Raw genomic sequence first — 19,532 nt, forward strand, 5'->3', positions numbered from 1 at the left:
GATGATCTCTCGAAATCGGGCTGACGGGGCCGGACGGTCTATCCTCCAAGCTGCGCCTCGCCAAGGGAAATTTCCCCGCAATGGCTTTCCCCTGCGGCAGTCTGCCTCCAGTTGACCAGGGGATGCCTGGCACCGTAGAAGCCGCGCCTCGGCTCAGTCGGAGATTGTCATGTTATCCATCGGTCAGCGCATCGCCAGCGAACTGAATGTTCAGGAATGGCAGGTGAAGGCCGCCATCGACCTGCTCGACGGCGGGGCGACGGTGCCCTTCATCGCTCGCTACCGGAAGGAAGTGACCGGCACTCTGGACGATGCGCAGCTGCGCACCCTGGAGGAGCGCCTGCGCTATCTGCGCGAGCTCGAGGACCGCCGCAAGACGATCCTCGACAGCATTCGCGAGCAGGGCAAACTGACGGACGAGCTGGCCCAGCAGATCAACGCCGCCGACACCAAGGCGCGCCTGGAAGATCTCTATCTTCCCTACAAGCCGAAGCGCAGGACCAAGGCGCAGATCGCAAAGGAAGCCGGGCTCGAGCCCCTGGCCGACCTCCTGCTCACCGACCCCAGCCGCGACCCCAAGGAATCCGCCGCGGGCTTCGTCAACACGGACAAGGACATCGCGACACCCGAAGCCGCTCTGGAGGGTGCCCGGGCCATTCTGGTGGAGCGCTTCGCAGAGAGCGCGGAACTTTTGGGAGCCCTTCGCGAGACCTATTGGCAGCGCGGCCGCCTCACCTCGACGGTTCGCGAGGGCAAGAAGGTGGATGGGGCGAAGTTCGCCGACTATTTCGACTTCTCCGAGCCGCTCACCAAGCTGCCGTCGCATCGGATCCTGGCCCTCTTCCGCGGAGAGAAGGAGGAGATCCTCGATCTTCGCATGGACGAGGACCCGAACAGTGCCGAGCCGGGCTATGTCAGCTCCTACGAGGGCCGCACGGCGCTGACCTTCGGCATCGAAGACAAAGGCCGCCCAGGCGACCGCTGGCTTCTGGAGACCGTGCGCTGGGCCTGGCGCACGAAGCTGCGGTTCTCGATCGAGCTCGACATGAAGATGCGCCTCTGGCAGCTCGCCGAGGACGAGGCCGTGAAGGTCTTCGCGGGCAATCTGCGCGATCTGCTTCTGGCCGCACCCGCCGGAACCCGCCCGACCCTGGGTCTTGACCCGGGCTACCGCACAGGCGTCAAGGTCGCGGTGGTGGACGCCACCGGCAAGGTGGTGGCGACGGACACCATCTATCCGCACGAACCCAGGCGGCAATGGGACGAATCCATCGCGACGCTTGCCCGCCTGTGCCGAATCCACAAGGTCGAGCTCGTCGCCATCGGCAACGGCACCGCCTCCCGTGAGACCGACAAGCTCGCCGGGGAACTGGTCTCGAAGCACCCGGACCTGAAGCTGACCAAGATCATGGTTTCGGAAGCAGGCGCCTCGGTCTATTCCGCATCCGCCTATGCAAGCCAGGAACTGCCCGATCTCGACGTGTCGCTGCGCGGGGCCGTCTCGATCGCACGGCGCCTGCAGGATCCGCTGGCAGAGCTCGTAAAGATCGACCCCAAATCGATCGGCGTCGGGCAGTATCAGCACGACCTTGCCGAGTACAAGCTCTCACGCTCCCTCGATGCCGTGGTCGAAGACTGCGTGAACGCGGTCGGCGTGGATCTCAACACCGCCTCCGCTCCCCTGCTCGCGCGGGTGTCGGGGCTGGGCGAGTGGGTTGCGCAGAACATCGTCGCGCACCGCGATGCCAATGGCCCCTTCAAGACGCGCAAGGCTCTTACCAAGGTGTCGGGTCTCGGTCCGAAGACCTTCGAGCAGGCGGCGGGCTTCCTCCGCATTCCGAATGGAGACGATCCGCTGGATGCATCCGGCGTCCACCCGGAAGCGTATCCCGTCGTGCGCCGGATCCTCGAAGCGACGAAAAGCGACATCAAGGTTCTCATCGGCAATGGCGGAGTCCTGAAGAAGCTCAGGCCCGAGAGCTTCACGGACGAGAAGTTCGGCGTTCCGACCGTCAAGGACATTCTGAGCGAGCTGGAAAAGCCCGGCCGCGACCCTCGTCCGGAATTCAAGACGGCGACCTTCATGGAGGGCGTCGAGACAATCAACGACCTGACGCCGGGCATGATGCTGGAAGGCGTGGTGACCAACGTGGCCGCCTTCGGGGCCTTCGTGGATGTGGGCGTCCACCAGGATGGCTTGGTGCATATCTCCGCCCTGTCGGACACCTTCGTGAAGGATCCGCGCGACGTCGTGAAACCCGGCGACATCGTGCGCGTGAAAGTGCTCGAAGTCGACAAGCCTCGCAAACGGATCTCCCTGACCATGCGCATGGGAGACCCGGTCGAGAAGCGGCCGGCAGGCCGTGGCGACGAGAACCGCCAGTCCTTCCAGAAGGCGCGCAACTCCGGCGGCGACAGGAAGCCGGCCGGGCAGAGTGCGCAGGCATCTTCCGGCGGAGCCCTCGCGGATGCCCTGCGGCGCGCGAGCCTCGCTCAGACATCCGGGAAGGACAAGGGACCGCGCAGGTAGCACGGCATCGTCGGCCCCTGCCCTCATTCCCGCCAGGATGAGAGGATCGTCTCGCTGTCAGCGGTCTCGATCTGCTGGTTGAACCGCTTGCTATAGAGGGCGAGGAGCGTATCGTGCCCCTCGTCCGACGAACTGCACAAGCCGTCGGCGACGATCACGACCCGGTAACCGTGATCCACGGCTCCCAGCACGGTGGCAAGGACGCAAACATCTGTCTCGGAACCGGTCACCACCAGAGTATCCGCACCTCTGTGGTGCAGAAGCTCCGCCAGCTTGTGGCCGGCGAAGGCCGAATAGACCGGTTTGTCGATAACGGTCGCCGGAGGAACGAACCGCGCCAGAGGAGGCATCAGATCCAGCATGTGCGGATCCAGGCGCTCCCGGGTCGTCTCGCGCCAGCGCTCGTAATACTGGCGCCAAGTGCCGGGCATGTCCTCCGGGCGCTCCGGCGTGATGAAGCGCGTGAAGACCGTCCTTTCCGGGAAACGCTCGACGATCCGCTCCACTGTCGGAAGCACACGCTCCATCCAAGGCGTGGGCCACGGGCCTTCCGTCGAGAAGATGCGCTGCATGTCGATGCAAAGATGCACCGTGCGCTCGTTCAAGGGACCATGTTCTAGCAAGGGCATGACCTGTTCCTGGTGTGGTTTCAGAACGGGCGAGGAGGTAAGCCGTTCCTCATCTCCTGCGTCAGGCGAGGCCCAGAATATCGTCGGTTCCGCCCTCTTCCTTATCGGGCAGCGGAATGCGAAACGCGCAGACAAGTCCGTCGGAGCGGTAATCGAGATCGACCTCGCCGCCGAGTTCGCGCGTCAGTCCGCGCTCGATCAGACGGGAGCCGAAGCCTTTGCGGGCCGGCACCTGAACCTGAGGGCCGCCCCACTCCTGCCAGTGCAGGATCAGGTGCCTGACATCACCCGCCCCGTCCACATGCCAACGGACATCCACATGACCGGTTTCGGTGGAGAACGCGCCGTATTTGGCCGCATTCGTCGAAAGCTCGTGCATTGCCATCGCAAGCGTCAGAGCCATGCGCGGCCGAAGCTGCAGGGGCTCGCCGGCGATCCTGAAGCGCTCGGCGTGATCCTTGGCGTAGGGCGCCATCGCCTCGGCCACGATGTCGTAGAGGTTAGCGCCTTCCCAGTTCTCACGAGTCAGGACGTCGTGAGTTTTCGACAGCGCGAACAGGCGGGCTTCGAAAGCCTCCTGCGCAGCCTTCGATTGCCCGGACTTGAAGCTTTGTGCCGCGATGGATTGTACCGTCGCCAACGTATTCTTGACGCGGTGGTTCAGCTCGTTGATGAGCAGGTTCTGGCGGGCATTGGAGCGTGCCCGCTCGAAGGCGGCCCAAGCCCGCTCCGCAACGTCGCGGCATAGCTCGATCTCACATGGCGGCCAGTGACGGGGCGCGGTGCTCTGAGCATAGAGCACCGCTCGCAATTGTCCTTCCTTGACCAGGGGGACACAGATGAAGGCCGCGACCTGGATCGCCATGAAGGCGCCGCGGCAACCCTCGATCCTCGGATCGGAGGCGATGCTGCCGACGACCACGGTGCGGCCGGCCCTCAACTCGTCTCCGAGAACGGGTCCGAAGGAGGTCAGAGCATATGGCTTCCTGTCGGCGGGCAGACCGTCGACATGCCAGTCGGCCAGAGGCGTCAGAACCATCGTGGAAGCGCTGACCTCCCCATAGCCCAGGCGGCAGACGCTCAGGTGCCGACCGAGGGATTCCGTCACCGTCGCCAGGATCTCGCCAGGCCGTATGAGGTCCCGGATTCGATCACTCAGTGCGAGAAGAAACCGCTCGCGCGCCTCGCTCTCCTTGCTTGGCGTGATGTCGAGATTGACGATCACCGTGCGAAGCGGTTTGCCGGCGTCATCCGGAAGGGATTGAGCCCGCATCAGGAGCCAGCGCAGCGACCCGTCCGAATCGATGATCCGATATTCGGCGGTCAAGGGCTGCAGACTGCGCAAAAGGTGCATCACCTCCCGTTCCATTCGTCCCCTGTCTTCGGGATGGAGGGCATTGAGCCATGCGGAAAGGAGATCGGCCTCTCCCAATTCAGGAGACAGGCCCGTGACGCGAAACATCTGGGGCGACCAGGCGATCCTGCCGGACAGATGATCCCAGTCCCAGACTCCAAGCCCGGCGACGTCCTGGGCCACCTGCAGGCGCTCTTCGCCTTCGCGCAGAGCGCGCATGATCCTGGCACGCTCGGGCTCTCCCAGGCCGAGCTTGGCCGCCATTTCGCCGAACGTGCCGGCAAGATGCCCGATGGGACTGGTGGGATCGGAGATCGTGAATGCCGTCTGCGGCCCCTGCTTCGATGATCCACGCGTTCTTGAGGAGCGGTTGGCTCTCCGGACAGCCCCGACACCGAGAACGGAAAGACAGGCTGCGACGGCCAGCAAGCACGCCAGGGCATAAACTGTCGGCAAGCCTTCCATGTGTCGAACCTATGACGCCCTAGATCTAAAATGAACCAAGCATAGCTTAGCCATATTTAGATGGGGCGCCGGCGGCAACAAGAAGAAGGCGGGGGAAGTATTTTCTCAGGATACCTCTATGAACGGAGAGTATATCCTGGACTTCAGGCTGCATTCACCGAGACGAAACGGGACAGGGAGAAGGGAGACAGGTCCACGGCACTGCCTCCCGTCGTCATGAGCTGGGCGACAGCCTCTCCGATGGCGGCCGAGTGCTTGAAACCGTGGCCTGAGCATGGAGACACGACCAGGATGCGGTCATGGTCGGGATGCCGGTCGATCAGGAAGTTCGAGTCGGGTGTGACCGTGTAGAGGCAGGTGATGGACTTGGCTGCATCCGGCCGAAGCCCCTCCAGCCGACCTGCAAGATGCTTGTCGCGCATCGCTCGGGGTTCGTCCGGCCCGACGCGCCGCTCGACCCGATCGGGATCCGCCGTCTCGTCGTACTGCTCCCCCGCTGTCTTGACGGTTCCGCTCCCAGGCAGGGACGGGAAGCCATAGAAGAAGTCGCTTGCGCCGGATCCATGCGCCCAGATGAAGACCGGGCTGCCGACCCAGGCCGACGCGAGGTCCTCCTGCACCGGAAACCAGTGCATGACCTGTCGGGTCGGCGCGAGCAGCTTGTCGACAGGCGGCCCCAGCAAGGCGGGGGCCCAGGAACCGGCGGAGACGACCGCCTGACCGGCCTCGATCTCCCCATGATCCGTCGCGATCCGGACACCATGACCGCCCTGCGCGATGGAGACGACGGCGGTGCCGGTTCGCACCGTGGCTCCCAGAGCGCGGGCGCGGGCAAGCTGGGCTGCCACACAGCGCTCTGGGTTGAGGTATCCGCCACCGGGCTCGAGATAGCCGATTTCACCCTCGTGCGCCTTGAACTGCGGAAAGCGCCGCCGGATCTCGGCCGCATCGAGCACCTCGTGCGGAATGCCGTATTGCTGCGCCGCGCGAAGCGTCCGTGCGAGAAAATCGACCCGAACGCTCCCCTCGGCCCGCAAGGCCTCCGACCCGATGATCAGGCACCCATTCTGCGTCAGGAGACGCTCGCCGGTTTCCGCCTCCAGCTCCCGCCAGATCTCGTGGGAGCGGAGCGCCAGCGGCACATAGACCTCGCCCTCGCCGATGGCCTGGCGGGTGATGCGGGTCTCGCCGTGGGTCGAGCCCTGATCATGGGGTGGCGCGAAGCGGTCGATCCCGATGGCCCGCACGCCCCGTTTCGCAAGCTGGTAGAGCGCTGCCGCTCCCATAGCGCCAAGCCCGATGACGGCGACATCGTAGGTCGAAACTGAACCGGCCATGGAAGCTCCCTCGAAACACCTGCCTCATCCGACCAGAAACGGAGAGGAACAACAATCGGTATTCCACCGGCGGCGCCATGCGCCTGATACATGCGCGGCTATGCTTGTTCCAATGCCGCAACTGTTCTACAAGCAACATGTCTCACGGGGAGCCTCTTTCGAGGCTGAGAGGTGGCAAGGCCGCCGACCCGTCGAACCTGATCCGGGTCATACCGGCGGAGGGAATGAGCATGCATCGCAGATCAAGCTGCGCCCCGTGCAAGTTGTGCCGCCGATCCGGCTTGTCTCACGCATGGGAGCATCCCTGATGTTACGACGGCTTCTTTTCACCCTTGTCTCGGTCTGTGTGGCAGCGGGCGCGGCCTACGCGCAATCCAAGCCGACCCTGACGGTCTACACCTACAGCTCTTTCGCCGGGAAATACGGCCCGGGAAAAACGGTCAAGGAACGCTTCGAGGCGATCTGCGCCTGCGAACTCGTCTGGGTCACGTCCGAGGATGCGGGCAGCATGGTCGGGCGGCTTCGTCTCGAGGGCGAGGACACCAAGGCCGATGCGGTGGTCGGCCTCGACATGAACCTCGCCGCGGAAGCCAAGGCTCTCGGCATTTTCGCTCCGCACGGCGTGAAGGTGAGCGATTTGTCTCTCCCGATCGAATGGTCCGATGAGACCTTCATCCCCTTCGACTGGGGCTATCTGGCCTTCGTCTACGACTCCACCAAGCTGTCCAATCCACCAAAGAGCCTGAAGGAGCTGGTCGAGAACCCGAACGGGCCCAAGATCGTGCTGCAGGACCCCCGCACCAGCGCCCCCGGCCTCGGCTTTCTGCTCTGGATGCGTCAGGTCTACGGCGACAAGGCCGAAGAGGCTTGGACGCAGCTGAAGCCGCGCATCGTCACCTTCACCAAGGGGTGGTCCGAGGCTTACGGCCTGTTCATGAAGGGCGAGGCCGACATGGTGATGTCCTACACCACGTCCCCGGCCTACCACATCGTGGCGGAGAAGAAGGAGAACTACAAAGCCGCCGCCTTCGCCGAGGGGCACTACCTGCATGTGGAACTCGCCGGAATGACCCGCACCACGAAGCAGCCGGAACTGGCGAAGAAGTTCATGGAGTTCGTGCTTAGTGAACCGTTCCAGTCCGCGATGCCGGAGGGAAACTGGATGATGCCTGCCAAGACCCCGCAGACGGGTCTGCCGGCGGCTTTCAAGGGTCTCGTCCAGCCTGAGAAGGCACTCCTCTTCACGCCCGAGGAAGTGCAGCAGAACCGCCGCGCCTTCACCGACGCGTGGCTCAACGCAGCGGCCCGCTGATCCGGTCGATGCGCCTCAAGCCGCCTCATCCCGGGAACCTGGTCGCGCTCGCCATCGTGGCTCTCGTGGCAGGCGGCTTCACTGCCCTTGCAACGGTCGATGGAGGGAAGCCCGCCCTTCTCTCCATCGGCCCCTATCTCGCCCGCATTCTCGCCTTCTCGGTCATTCAAGCGGGCCTTTCGACGGTCCTCTCGCTCACGCTCGGCATCGCCCTGGCCCTTGCCCTCGCACGACGCCGTTTTCCGGGCCGGGAACTCGTGCTGGCGGCCTTGAGCACCACGATGGTGATTCCGACCGTCGTAGCGGTCTTCGCCGTATTGGCCATCTATGGTCGCAGCGGATGGCTGGCCGATGCTCTGGGCCTGATGGGCTGGAGCACCGGCTTCAATATCTTCGGATATCCCGGCATCCTCATCGCGCATGTGTTTCTGAATGCCCCCTTCGTGGCGCGGATCACGCTGGATGCCCTGCACCTGGTTCCCGCCGAGCACTGGCGCCTCGCGATGGTCTTGGGATTCACGCCGGGGCAGATCTTCCGTCATCTCGATTGGCCTGTCCTGCGCGCCGAAATTCCGGGTGTCGCCAGCCTCGTCTTCCTCATGTGTTTCAAGAGCTTCGCCATCGTGCTTGCGCTCGGCGGCGGTCCGAGCCGCGCCACGCTCGAGGTCGCGATCTACGAGGCGCTGAAGATCGACCTGGATTTCGGTCGTGCCGCCTGGCTCGCCCTGATCCAGCTCGTGATCTGTCTCTTGCTGACCGGGCTTCTCAACTGGGCCTTCGTGAGACCGCCCGGCACGCACACCATCCGCAGCCTCGTTCGCCGCCCGGATGCCCGCAATCCCCGTCTCAAGGCGATGGATGCCGCCGTCCTTTTCATAGGGGCTCTCTTCATCCTGCCGCTTGCATTGAGCGTCCTGGGCGGATCGCAGCATATCCTGGCCGTCATGGACGCGGACCTGCTCCAGGCCTTCGCGACGAGTCTTGCCATAGCTGCGATTGCGGGCACGCTGGCTTGTCTTCTCGCCCTCGCGTTGGGAACGGCGGCGCGGCGCCAGAGATTCGCGCTGCGCTCGCCACGGCTGGCCGCCTTGTACGATTTCCTCCCCAGCACCCTGCTGGCGGTTCCCCCCTTCGCGCTGACGGCGGGCCTCTTTCTCCTCGTCCGGCGCATGGCCGATCCGGCAACCGCCGGCCTGATCCTCCTTCCCCTGATCAACGGCCTTGCCGCCCTTCCTTTCGCCTACCGCTACATCACGCCCCGTCTGATGGTGGCCGAGGAACGCTACGGCCGTCTTGCGGCTTCGCTCGGCGTCACCGGGACGGCCAAGCTGCGGATCATGGACTGGCCCGTTCTCAAGCGGCCCATGGGCGCGGGCTTCGCACTGGCCATGGCGCTCTCCTTCGGCGATTTCGGCATCATCGCCCTCTTTGGCGGCCCTGAGCTTCGCACGCTCCCCTATCTCCTGTACGAGCGACTCGGATCCTACCGTTTGGACGAGGCCGCGGCCGTCGGCTTGTTCATTGTCCTGATCGCATTCCTTCTTGCCCATATTTCCAGTCGGCTGTCCCATGCTGGTGATTGAGAACTGTCGTCTGACATGGCCCGACTTCACGGCCGACTACTCGCTGGCCGTGGAGCCAGGGAGCCTCTGCGCGGTTATCGGCCCTTCGGGCGGCGGGAAGACGACCCTGCTCCACATGATTGCCGGGTTCGAGCACCCGCAGAGCGGCAAGCTGTCGCTGAATGGCCGCGATCTTCTGCCTCTGGAGCCAGCCGAGCGGCCGGTCGCTATCGTGTTTCAGGATCATAACCTGTTTCCGCACCTGAACGCGGCCGAGAATATCGCCCTGGGGTTGCATCCGTCTCTGCGACTTAGCAGTGCGGAGCGGGCATCCGTTTCCGAGGCGCTCTCCGCGGTGGGGCTGGAGGGATTCGACCGGCGCAAGCCGGGCGAGATGTCGGGTGGGCAGCGTCAAAGGGTGGCGCTGGCGCGAGCCCTCGTCTCAGGGCGTCCCCTCATCCTTCTCGACGAACCCTTCAGCAGCCTCGACCCAGATCTTCGCCGCAGCATGGTGCAACTGGTGGACGAATTGCGCCGAAAGCGTCCTGTCACCATCCTGATGACGATCCACACGCCCGAGGACGTTGCAGGCCTGGCCGACCGAATGGCCTTCGTGGCCAACGGCCGGGTCCAGGCCTCAGGCACCCCATCGGAGATCCTGCATGGCTCCCTGGCGAAGAAAATTGCCGCATCCCTCCCGGAATCGTAAGCAGCGCTGTGCTTCCGGCGCCTTTGCCGTTAACGAGACTTTGAGACTTATGAAACACAGTGGCAAATATGCCAGCACAACGCCTGACACCATTCGGCGGGGAATTCCGCAATCCTGAGCGCGAAGCTGCGTTCCAGGCGGAGCGTCTGCCCGAGACGCTGCGGCACACGCGTTTGCTGTTTCTTCTCTCCGCGTGCCTGAACGCGGCATTCTTTATCAGCGACTGGAGCCTCTACGGAGAGTCCAATTTTCAGACCACGTTTCCGGCACGCCTCGTCGTAGTGCTGATTGCACTCGTGTGCTTCTGGAGCATCAGCCGCGCAAAGACATTCCGGCAGGCCCAACGATCCATGATCGCCTGGGAATGGATCAACGGCGCCGCGGTCGCCGTCCTCGTGAGCTCCCACACCGAACTCGCGCTCTTCGCCGTTCTGATGCTGCCTTCGATCTACTATCTCGCCGTCCCGACCGCATTCCGCTGGACGATAGCCTCGGGGATCGGGTCCAGCGTGATGGTGCTCTTCGGATACATGCTTCCCGAGCCTGCCGGATCATCGCCAATCGGTCTGATTCTCCTGATGACCATCCTGAACCTGGCGCTGTTTCTCGTGGTGTCGCGTTCGAACCGCCTGCAGCGCATGGAGTGGTCCGCCACGCAGGCCGAGCGGCGCGCGAAGAACGAGCTCGCCGACAGCCGGGCGATGTTCGAAACTCTTTTCAAGACTGTTCCCATCCCTCTTCTCGTCGTCCGAGTGGATGGGACCATCGTCGAGACGAACGATGCGGCCGTCCGCTATGTGGGCGCGACGCAGCGTTCTCTCGGCATCCGGACCACCCAGGAATTCTACGCCGACCCCAGGGATCGGGACGTCTTTCTCGCCCGGATTCGGAAAGACGGGCAGATCAGCAATTTCGAGACGCGGATACGACTGGCCGACGGTTCGATCCGGACCGTTCTCCTGGCGGGAATGGCCCTGGAAATCGCCGGCGAGCCCCATATCATTTCGAGCGTCGTCGACATCACGGAACGTAAAGCCTCCGAGGAAAAGATCTGGCGCGCGGCGAGCCACGATCCGCTGACAGGGCTTCCCAATCGGGCCTACTTCCAGAGCCGGCTGGAGCAGGATCTCGCCCAGGCCGAGCGCAACGGCTCGAGCCTTACGCTCCTCCTCGTCGATCTGGACGACCTCAGGAACACGAACGAAACGATGGGCCATCTCGCCGGCGATGCCCTGATCAAGGAAGCCGCAGACCGCCTCAATCCTCTGATCGAGAGCTGCGATATCGTTGCGAGGCTGGGCGGTGGAGAGTTCGTCCTCATCCTTGCCGAGCCACCGTCTTCAGATGCGGCCCAGGCCATGGTCGACCGCATCCTGACGGATATGAGGCGCCCGTTCGCTCATCAGGGAGATCTCCTGTCGTGTCAGGTCAGCATCGGGATTGCGAGCTATCCCGATCACGACAGGCAGCCGTCGGACCTTATGAAGGATGCCGGGCTGGCGCTTCGGACGGCCAAGGCCCTCGGCCGCGGCAGAGCCGAGATCTACTCCCCCGACATGAGAGCGCAGCTGGAGGAAAGAACCAGCATCACGCGGGACATCCAGGGCGCTCTGCGCGACGGGCAGATCGTTCCGTTCAACCAGCCCAAGGTCGACCTCAAAACCGGCAGGACGACCGGGTTCGAGGCTTTGGCGCGTTGGCACCACCCCGTTCATGGCCTGCTGACTCCGGCATCCTTTCTGGCCGCATTCGAGGATTCCGAGCTCTCGGTCACCTTCGGAGAACACCTTCTCCGGCATGTGGCGGCCGATATCAGGCGCTGGCTCGATGCCGGCGTGGATTGCGGTCGGATCGCCGTCAATCTCTCGACCGCCCAATTCAATTGGGTCGGTTTGGCGAAGCGGTTCCTCGACATTCTCCATGACGCGGGCGTCCCGAGCGAGCGTCTCGAGGTGGAGATCACCGAGACTGTCTTCCTCGGGCGCAATGCCCCCCATGTGGTCACGGCACTCCGGCAGTTTCACGAGAGCGGAGTCAGAATCGCCCTCGACGATTTCGGAACGGGATATGCCTCCCTTCTCCATCTCAAGCAGTTTCCCATCGACGACATCAAGATCGATCAAGGCTTCGTGCGGGATCTCGAGAATGATGCGGACAGCACCGCCATCGTTCTGGCCGTCATCCAGCTCGGACGGGGTCTGGGCATGAACGTCGTTGCCGAGGGTGTCGAGACCGCAGGACAAGCGAGCTTCCTGCGCGAGAAAGGCTGCACCCAGGCGCAAGGCTACCTCTACGCGCCTCCCATGGCAGCCGCCGCCGTCCCGGATTATCTGCAGCAGCAGGAGGTCCGATGCGCATGACTAAAACGATACAACATGAAGATGCACAGGACATGTGGTCAACGATTTTCTAGTTGAGTTTCAGGCCAGCCATGAGGCATCTTGCAATGGACAGCTCTGAACGGCGCCTTCGTCGATTCAGAACCTCGCAGGAATGGGATCCATGGCAGTACTGAGATCGGAAGCAAGTGTCGGCACGATGGTGCCCGACCGCTACCTGGCTCAGCTCTGCAAGCACCTCTCCCAGGAGGTTCCGGCAAGCTATTCCGCCCGAGAAGGACGAGCCGAGTTCGGCTTTGGGCACTGCTCCCTGCAGACGGCAAGGCACGCGCTGATGCTGGTGGTGGAAGCCGAGGACGAAACATCGCTCGCGCGGGTTCAGCACATCGTCAGCACCTATCTCGAACGCTCCATGTGGCGCGAGAAGCCCACGATCAACTGGATCCGAACCTCCGATTGATCCCGGCGCGTGTTCAAGCGGGTTTCAGCCCGCGTGAGCGGACGGCCCTTTCAACTGGGGAACACTCTGTTCAATTCCTCGACGGCCTCGCATGTGAGCGGCCGCGAAGGGCGATTGCCAATGAGGAAGAACAGCTTCGCCGTCTCTTCCAACTCCTCGCTGTTGTAGACCGCCTCCTCCAGCGACCTGGCTGAAACGATGGGGCCGTGATTGGCCAGCAGCATGGCGGCATGGTCGCGCGCCGCGTTTCGAACCGCTTCCGCCAGGGCGCGGTCTCCTGGCCGGAAATAGGGTACCAGCGGCAGCTTCCCGATTCGCATGACGTGGTACGCGGTGAGGGGCGGCAGGACATTCCCCGTGTCCTCGTGGCACAGGCAGGAAACGGCAACCGAATGGGTGCAGTGGAGGTGCACGATGGCCTGAGCCGCAGACCGCTCCTGATAGACGGCGAGATGAAAGAAGGCTTCCTTCGACGGCGGATCGCCTGCAAGCACTGTCCCGTCATTCCCCACTTTGGATATGCGTCCGGGGTCGAGAAAGCCAAGGCATGAATTGGTGGGCGTCACGAGAATGCTGCCATCGTCCAGACGCACCGAGATGTTGCCGGCCGTTCCGTGCGCAAGCCCGCGCTGGTAAAGGATCGCTCCGTACCGGGCGATGGCTTCGCGCAGGCGGGTCTCGTCGCTCATGACCTGCTCCTCACGCCGGCCCGGACATGGCCTTCAGCGCCTTGCTGAAGAAGTCGGGTGCGCCGAAGTTGCCGGACTTGAGGGCCATGGCGATTTCTTTTCCGTCTGCTGCTACGAGGACCGGCACACCGGGATCGATCTCCGGTCCGATCTGGAAGGACGCGATTCCGAGGGCCGACACGACGGCTCCCGAGGTTTCTCCGCCAGCGACCACGATGCGGCGCATGCCGGCATCGAACAGCCGCCTAGCGGTCATGGCAAAGATGCCATCCAGCTTGTGCGCGACGTCTTCGCGTCCATACTTCCGCTGATAGGCCGCGACCTGCTCCGGCTGGGCCGAAGAGTAGACGAGCGGTGCCTGGCCTGCATTCCGCTCCAGGAAGGAGGCAAGGTCCTCCGCGGACAGCCTGCCGCTCATCACGTCATTCACGTCGATTGCAAGGGTCGGGTGATCCTTCGCGTGCACTTCGATCTGCTTCAGGGTTGCGCGCGAGCAACTGCCGGCCAGGATCGCCGAGGATCCATCGACGGGTGCCACCTGCGGCCGCCCGCCTTTGGCCAGTCCTGCCTCGATGAAGTTGCGCGGCAGGCCCAGGGCGATGCCGGAGCCTCCGGTCAGGAGCGCCGTTTCGGCGCTGGCTTTGCCGATGGCGAGGAGATCGTCATCGGTCAGCACGTCCACGATGACGAGACGCTGTCCCTGCTCGGCCATCGTTTCAAGGGCGCCTCGGATCGCCCCGGCCCCTTCGCGCACGACGGACCAGTCCACGAGCCCGACCGGCTCCTTGCATTGCAGCGCCAGCCACCGTCGGAGGTTCGCATCCGTCATGGGATTGAGCGGATGATTCTCCATGCCGGACTCGTTCAGCAGGCGGTCGCCCACGAAAAGATGGCCCTTGTAGATGGTGCGCCCCGTCTCCGGAAAGGCCGGACAGGCGATCACGCCCTTCACGCCGAGGCGCTGCGCCAGGGCCTCGGCGACAGGCCCGATATTGCCCTCGGGTGTCGAATCGAAGGTCGAGCAGTATTTGAAGATGATCTGCCGGCATCCTTGCGCCAGCAACCAGTCCAGAGCAGCGAGGGACTGGGACACGGCCTCGCGCACCGGAATCGAGCGGCTTTTCAGGGAGATGACGCCGGCCTCGACCTCGGGAGACGCAACCGTCGAGGGGATTCCCAAATACTGGACCGTCCGGAGGCCGCCCTCAGGGCCGTGCCCCTTGGCGATCGTGTTGGCGATGTCGCTCGCTCCGGTAAAGTCGTCTGCAATCACGCCAAGCAGCATCGTCAGTGCCTCTCTGGATCATCCCGCCAACGGCCCCGCTCTTCCAAGCCGCCGACCGAGCCGCGCGTATTGCAACATAAGGTCGGACCCATCACAATTGCTATCGTGGTATTCTTCGATACCGGAGCCAGCCCCCTCCCCACCCGGACAGACCGATGCACCGCTTTTCAGCGAATCTAGGCTTCCTTTTCACCGAGCTTTCCGAGACCAAGCGGATTGCTGCAGCCGCGGCTGCGGGCTTTACAGGCGTCGAAATGCACTGGCCCTACCAAGTGCCGGCACCGGAGATGCGCAGTGCTCTCTCACGAAGCGAGCTGACGATGCTCGGACTGAACACGCCGGTCGGCAATGCCGCTGCGGGCGATTTCGGCCTGGGAGCCCTGCCCGGCCGCGAAGGCGAGTTCCAGCAGGCTGTGGAACAGGCTCTTTCATACGGTACCGCGATTGGCGCGAGCTCCGTTCACTGCATGGCCGGAGCGGTGGCGCCGGACGATTTGGTGCGGGCCGAGCAGACATTCGTCGCGAACCTGAAAGCCGCAGCCGACAGGGCTGCTCAAGCTTCGATGACCATCCTCATCGAGCCGATCAACCACCGCGACAAACCAGGCTATTTTCTCCACCGCATCGAGCAAGCGGCATCGATCATCGAGAAGGTCGGCAGATCGAACGTGAAGATCATGTTCGACTGCTATCATATCCAGATCACGCAAGGAGATCTGATCCGAAGACTCGAGACGCATCTCGAGCTCATCGGGCATGTGCAGGTCGCAGCCGTGCCCAGCCGCGCAGAACCCGACGAGGGTGAGGTCAATTACCCGGAGATCCTCCGGACTCTTGAGCGGATCGGATACGGTGGCTGGATAGGCGCCGAGTACAAGCCGCGCGGAAGAACCGAGGACGGTCTCGGGTGGCTCCGCGCCTGGTCCAAAGCCGTGTCCGGGTTTTCCACGGCCGCGTCCGCATGAATCTCTTTATCTTCGGCCTCGGCTACACAGCGCGCCGGTTCATCGGCGCCTACGGGGACCGCTTTGCGCGGATCTCCGGCACATCCCGCTCCCCGGAGGATTCCCAGCCGTCCGAGAGCTCCGGGCCTTCGACTTATCGCTTCAGCGACACGGATTTCGATCCTCGCATTCCCGACCAGCTCGACGCCGCAGACGCCCTCCTCGTCTGCGTGCCCCCGACCGGGGGAGAGGATCCCGTGTTGCGGCGCTTTGCAGCCCACATCGCGTCCTCGTCTCGCCTGCGCTGGATCGGCTATCTCTCAACAGTCGGGGTCTACGGCGATGCGCAGGGCGGTTGGATCGATGAACGATCTCCGCCCGATCCTGGCACGCCCCGATCCCGACACCGTCTTGCCGCCGAGCGGCAATGGCTCGCGCTTGGGGAGAGGGCCAGCCTCTCCATCCAGATCTTTCGTCTCGCCGGCATCTATGGCCCCGGTCGCAACGCCCTCCAACGGATCGCAGACGGCACCGCCCAGCGCATCGTCAAGCCAGGACAGGTGTTCAACCGCATCCATATGGACGATATTGCGCAGGTCCTTCTGTCATCGATGGAGCGCCCAAGCAGAAACGCGATCTACAACGTGGCGGACGACGAGCCCGGACCTCCCCAGGATGTCATCACCTATGCAGCCCACCTCCTCGGCTGTCCCCCTCCTCCCGAGGTGCCATTCGAAGAGGCCGATTTGACCCCGATGGCCCGCTCCTTCTATGAGGACAATAAGAGGATCCGGAACACGCGCATCAAGACGGATCTGGGCGTAACGCTTCGCTACCCCACATTCCGCCACGGTCTGAAGGCGCTTTATGACGCTGGCGAGGGAAGACTCTCTCGTCGCGACACGACTTTGCGAGAGGAATGAGATCCTGCTCGCGACCTTACCCCAGGAACAGAATTAACTTTTGCGCCACCAGCGCCCCATTCCTGTCAAGGTTGGCTCTTAGCCCAGGGTCTCCCGTGGGGCAGAAACGGGCCGGGGCCGCGCCTAGGTCTATCTCAAGGACCAGGCGCGGCCTTTCCGTTTGCCACCGACGTTCCGCCTCTGGCGATCACACCAAGCAATTAGGAAGGGAACGCATTCGGCCGCGGCGATTTGCCAAAGGCAACCTACCTGGATCGAGTCACCATGTCCGACACCCCGCAGACAGACACGCCTTCGCCCCTGCCCACCATCGACCCGATGCCCAAAGTTCCAGCTGACGAGCCCTCCAGCCCTGGGCGCGATGCTCCTGAGAACGAACCTCCGCCCGGTCCCGAGGATGTGCCTTACATCATGCCTCCGGGAACACAATAGATCGCTCTCGCTGTTGAGAGACTGATCAACCCGGCTGGATAGCGGCGGGATCTCAGCCCAATACTGCTCGGCAGCTGCAACATCGTTCCACAAATTGCGGGCCGATGCGCGCTTCGTCATAGACTTCATTCTTAAGCCCGCAAAGTAATCTGTCACGACCGCAATTCCGGCGGAGACTCTACTGGAACCTAACATAAGTTAATCGGTTGAAGGCGCACGGTGGAACTTGGGCAGCGAGACTTCCCATGTGCGATGACGAGGATGAGAAGACCCCGTGCTCCCGGCCGCAGCCCCCTTTGCGCTGTGGGCAGATGCTTGCGCCGGAGGTCAAGCTCGATCGCTCGGTCCAGGACAGGATCGGACAGGAACTGCGAAAGCTTTACGACGAGGCGCTGCGTGAGCCGGTGCCGGATCGGCTTCTCGCCCTGATCGATCCGAAAGCGGCACGGAGGTCTCTCCATTGACCTTGGACCCATCCCTCCGCGACGAGATTCTGGCAGCGGTTCCGCAATTGCGCGCCTTCGCCATTTCCCTGACCAACAACGCCGACCGTGCCGACGATCTGATACAGGATACCCTTACGCGCGCGATCGCGAAGATCGACCGGTTCGAGCCCGGCACGAATCTCAACGCCTGGCTCTTCACGATCCTGCGCAACCTGTTTCACTCCGAATACCGTCGTCGGCGGCGCGAGGTCGAGGATGCGGACGGGTCCTACGCCGCCCGCCTGTCGGCCCCGCCAGAACAAGGTTCCCGCCTCGACTTCGAGGATTTCAGGAAGGCCCTGGCGCGAATTCCCATCGATCAGCGGGAGGCCCTGCTCCTCGTAGGAGCGCAGGGACTCTCCTACGAGGAGGCGGCGGAAATCTGCGGCGTTGCGGTCGGCACGATAAAGAGCCGCGTCAACCGCGCACGCACCCGATTGGCAGCACTTCTCGCGGTCGAATACGGGGAGGAGTTCGGACCCGATCCGACAACGCAGGCTGCTCTTCAGAACACACTCTGATCTTCCTGCCCGGACCGGAGCGTTTATCGGGTCTCGGAAGCCCGCTCGCGAGTGGGAGAGCCGTTCTGTACAGGCTCCGTTCAGAAAAGCCGAGTTAAACACCGCCCTACGATCGATGGATCACAGCTATGCTGATTTCAGGCACTCTCCTCGCACTCATCACATCCGGTCTGACGCTCCTCTTCTTGAGCGATGCGCCTGCATGGGTCACGCAAGGAGCCGAGATGATCGTCGTCCTGGCCATCTTCGTTCTCGTCTGTCTCGTCGAGACGACAGGATCGCGCTCCGATAAGTCGAACGCGCAGTAGACCGGCCGACGGGCTTCAACCGGGTCAATCCATCAGGTGCGGCACTCCGGCGGCCGAGCATTTCGGCATGCCTTCGCTTTGCTTCCGCACAATTCGACGGCGCCACGATATTCCAGAACCGATCCGCTCTTTCCCGCGTCGTCCAAGCGGCAACAAATAAAAACGATATCACATCAACCAGGAGGTTCTCCTGTACACAGAGGCGGCAAGCTTTGGCCAGAGCCACATCGCGCCTCAATAAAACGCAAATGGAAGTAGTCCTTTAGAGGAACCATTTGCCAGCTTCTGCGTTAAAGCCAAGCTTCTTGCGCTTTGCGTATCCCGCCGTCGCGCTCCACCATTCAAATCATATCGAATCCAAACGACGCTCGCCAGTGACGCATTCAACGATGGCAAGTGACGGCAGGACGGCTGATAAGAATTGACAGTAGCTTTGGAGAACATATGCTTTCATCGATCAATGCTCCGGGCCAGCACGTGAAAACTCTCCTGATCTGCAAGAACTCGGTTATTCGCGCAGGTATCACACAGATGCTTGCAGACACATGCTTCCTCGTCTCCGACGAGATCGTCGAGTACAGGTCCGTTCCATCCGCTCCCGCCGACGCCGCGCCTCTTCTCTTCATCATTGGGGAAAGCCGTTCCGCCGATGAGTTGGCGGATATTGTTTCGGCCGTGAAGTCCCGATGCTCAGCGGCGCGAGTGGTCGCCCTTGCTGACGATCTCGAGCCCAAGGAATTGTTCCGGGTTTACGAGGCGGGCCTGGACGGCCTCTGCACGACATCCATCAGCCAGGCTGCCCTCGTCAAGGTGCTTGAACTGGTGATGTTGGGCGAAACCTTCGTCCCGGCCGGGCTGGCACTTGAGCTGCTTTCCCAAGCATCCCGCAGCCGTAAACATCAGCCTGATGATTCGGCCGCGGCCGCACCGGTGAGGCTGCTCGATACGAAAGCTCACAAGCTCTCGAACAGGGAAGCTGAGATCCTGCGCTGTCTGATGGAAGGCGCGCCGAACAAGATCATCGCGCGCAAGCTCGACGTTGCCGAGGCGACGGTCAAAGTGCACGTGAAGACCATTCTTCGGAAGATCGGCGCAGCCAACCGGACTCAGGCGGCGATGTGGGCCACCGGTCACCTGAATGCGGGTTTGGACGAGCCTCTCGCTCCGGCTTCGGAGCGGCATCAGGGCCTCTAGTCCTTTATCAAGCCGTCTTCCTCGCAGTGGAGTCTCCTCGTGAGAACCCCACCG

The 19,532-nt window shown here is 63.1% G+C and carries 17 protein-coding genes and 1 riboswitch; of the genes, 12 read left to right on the forward strand and 5 right to left on the reverse strand.

The genetic code is table 11. From position 1 onward, the window contains the following. Positions 1-169 precede the first annotated feature (169 nt). The gene (locus LGR44_RS03615; protein WP_226737341.1) at positions 170-2,530 is read left to right on the forward strand and encodes a Tex family protein; all 2,361 of its coding nucleotides are present in this window, start codon (positions 170-172) and stop codon (positions 2,528-2,530) included. A gap of 23 nt (positions 2,531-2,553) precedes the next feature. Here the strand turns inward: LGR44_RS03615 and LGR44_RS03620 are convergent, their stop codons facing one another. The 3 genes from LGR44_RS03620 to solA form a co-directional block, all read right to left on the reverse strand. Beyond that, on the reverse strand, positions 2,554-3,159 hold the full coding sequence (locus LGR44_RS03620) for a cysteine hydrolase family protein (protein ID WP_226737343.1): 606 nt from the start codon (positions 3,157-3,159) through the stop codon (positions 2,554-2,556). Between the two features lie 61 nt (positions 3,160-3,220). After that, complete coding sequence (locus LGR44_RS03625; RefSeq protein WP_226737345.1) at positions 3,221-4,969, reverse strand: sensor histidine kinase; 1,749 nt, start codon at positions 4,967-4,969, stop codon at positions 3,221-3,223. Positions 4,970-5,121: 152 nt separating this feature from the next. Next, complete coding sequence (solA, locus tag LGR44_RS03630; RefSeq protein WP_226737347.1) at positions 5,122-6,315, reverse strand: N-methyl-L-tryptophan oxidase; 1,194 nt, start codon at positions 6,313-6,315, stop codon at positions 5,122-5,124. Positions 6,316-6,450: 135 nt separating this feature from the next. Beyond that, positions 6,451-6,557, forward strand: a riboswitch (TPP riboswitch). 65 nt (positions 6,558-6,622) lie between these two features. Between solA and thiB the strand changes: the two genes are divergently transcribed. From thiB to LGR44_RS03655, 5 genes are all read left to right on the forward strand, one after another. Next, positions 6,623-7,627 carry a thiamine ABC transporter substrate binding subunit gene (gene thiB, locus LGR44_RS03635; RefSeq protein ID WP_226737349.1) on the forward strand — a complete coding sequence of 335 codons (1,005 nt, stop codon included), beginning with the start codon at positions 6,623-6,625 and terminating at the stop codon, positions 7,625-7,627. An 8-nt stretch (positions 7,628-7,635) separates the two neighbouring features. Next, entirely contained in the window at positions 7,636-9,210 is a 1,575-nt protein-coding gene (locus LGR44_RS03640; RefSeq protein WP_226737351.1) for an ABC transporter permease subunit, read from the forward strand. Continuing rightward, on the forward strand, positions 9,197-9,898 hold the full coding sequence (locus LGR44_RS03645; RefSeq protein ID WP_226737353.1) for a thiamine ABC transporter ATP-binding protein: 702 nt from the start codon (positions 9,197-9,199) through the stop codon (positions 9,896-9,898). Before LGR44_RS03640 ends, LGR44_RS03645 begins: the two co-directional genes overlap by 14 nt. Before the next feature lie 68 nt (positions 9,899-9,966). After that, complete coding sequence (locus tag LGR44_RS03650; protein WP_226737355.1) at positions 9,967-12,258, forward strand: putative bifunctional diguanylate cyclase/phosphodiesterase; 2,292 nt, start codon at positions 9,967-9,969, stop codon at positions 12,256-12,258. Positions 12,259-12,400: 142 nt separating this feature from the next. After that, entirely contained in the window at positions 12,401-12,697 is a 297-nt protein-coding gene (locus LGR44_RS03655) for a DUF2218 domain-containing protein (protein WP_226737357.1), read from the forward strand. A 50-nt stretch (positions 12,698-12,747) separates the two neighbouring features. Here LGR44_RS03655 and otnC read toward each other — a convergent pair whose 3' ends face one another. Beyond that, a complete protein-coding gene (gene otnC / locus LGR44_RS03660) occupies positions 12,748-13,386 on the reverse strand; it encodes a 3-oxo-tetronate 4-phosphate decarboxylase (RefSeq protein WP_226737359.1) in 639 nt (212 codons plus the stop codon). A 10-nt stretch (positions 13,387-13,396) separates the two neighbouring features. Beyond that, positions 13,397-14,671, reverse strand: a complete 1,275-nt coding sequence (otnK, locus tag LGR44_RS03665; protein ID WP_226737361.1) for a 3-oxo-tetronate kinase — start codon at positions 14,669-14,671, stop codon at positions 13,397-13,399. A gap of 155 nt (positions 14,672-14,826) precedes the next feature. On the opposite strand from otnK, the gene LGR44_RS03670 reads away from it, so the two are divergent. From LGR44_RS03670 to LGR44_RS03695, 6 genes are all read left to right on the forward strand, one after another. Next, positions 14,827-15,636: a hydroxypyruvate isomerase family protein gene (locus LGR44_RS03670; protein WP_226737363.1), complete on the forward strand. Its 810-nt coding sequence runs from the start codon at positions 14,827-14,829 to the stop codon at positions 15,634-15,636. Continuing rightward, the gene (locus LGR44_RS03675) at positions 15,633-16,538 is read left to right on the forward strand and encodes an SDR family oxidoreductase (RefSeq protein ID WP_226737365.1); all 906 of its coding nucleotides are present in this window, start codon (positions 15,633-15,635) and stop codon (positions 16,536-16,538) included. Before LGR44_RS03670 ends, LGR44_RS03675 begins: the two co-directional genes overlap by 4 nt. A gap of 677 nt (positions 16,539-17,215) precedes the next feature. Continuing rightward, on the forward strand, positions 17,216-17,434 hold the full coding sequence (locus LGR44_RS03680; RefSeq protein WP_226737367.1) for a NepR family anti-sigma factor: 219 nt from the start codon (positions 17,216-17,218) through the stop codon (positions 17,432-17,434). Beyond that, positions 17,431-17,976: a sigma-70 family RNA polymerase sigma factor gene (locus tag LGR44_RS03685; RefSeq protein WP_226737369.1), complete on the forward strand. Its 546-nt coding sequence runs from the start codon at positions 17,431-17,433 to the stop codon at positions 17,974-17,976. Before LGR44_RS03680 ends, LGR44_RS03685 begins: the two co-directional genes overlap by 4 nt. Positions 17,977-18,104: 128 nt before the next feature. After that, positions 18,105-18,284: a hypothetical protein gene (locus LGR44_RS03690; RefSeq protein WP_226737371.1), complete on the forward strand. Its 180-nt coding sequence runs from the start codon at positions 18,105-18,107 to the stop codon at positions 18,282-18,284. A 444-nt stretch (positions 18,285-18,728) separates the two neighbouring features. After that, positions 18,729-19,478: a LuxR C-terminal-related transcriptional regulator gene (locus LGR44_RS03695; RefSeq protein WP_226737373.1), complete on the forward strand. Its 750-nt coding sequence runs from the start codon at positions 18,729-18,731 to the stop codon at positions 19,476-19,478. The last annotated feature ends 54 nt before the right edge of the window (positions 19,479-19,532 follow it).

It is taken from the genome of Microvirga lenta (assembly GCF_020532555.1).
In the GTDB taxonomy this organism is placed as follows: Bacteria; Pseudomonadota; Alphaproteobacteria; order Rhizobiales; family Beijerinckiaceae; genus Microvirga; species Microvirga lenta.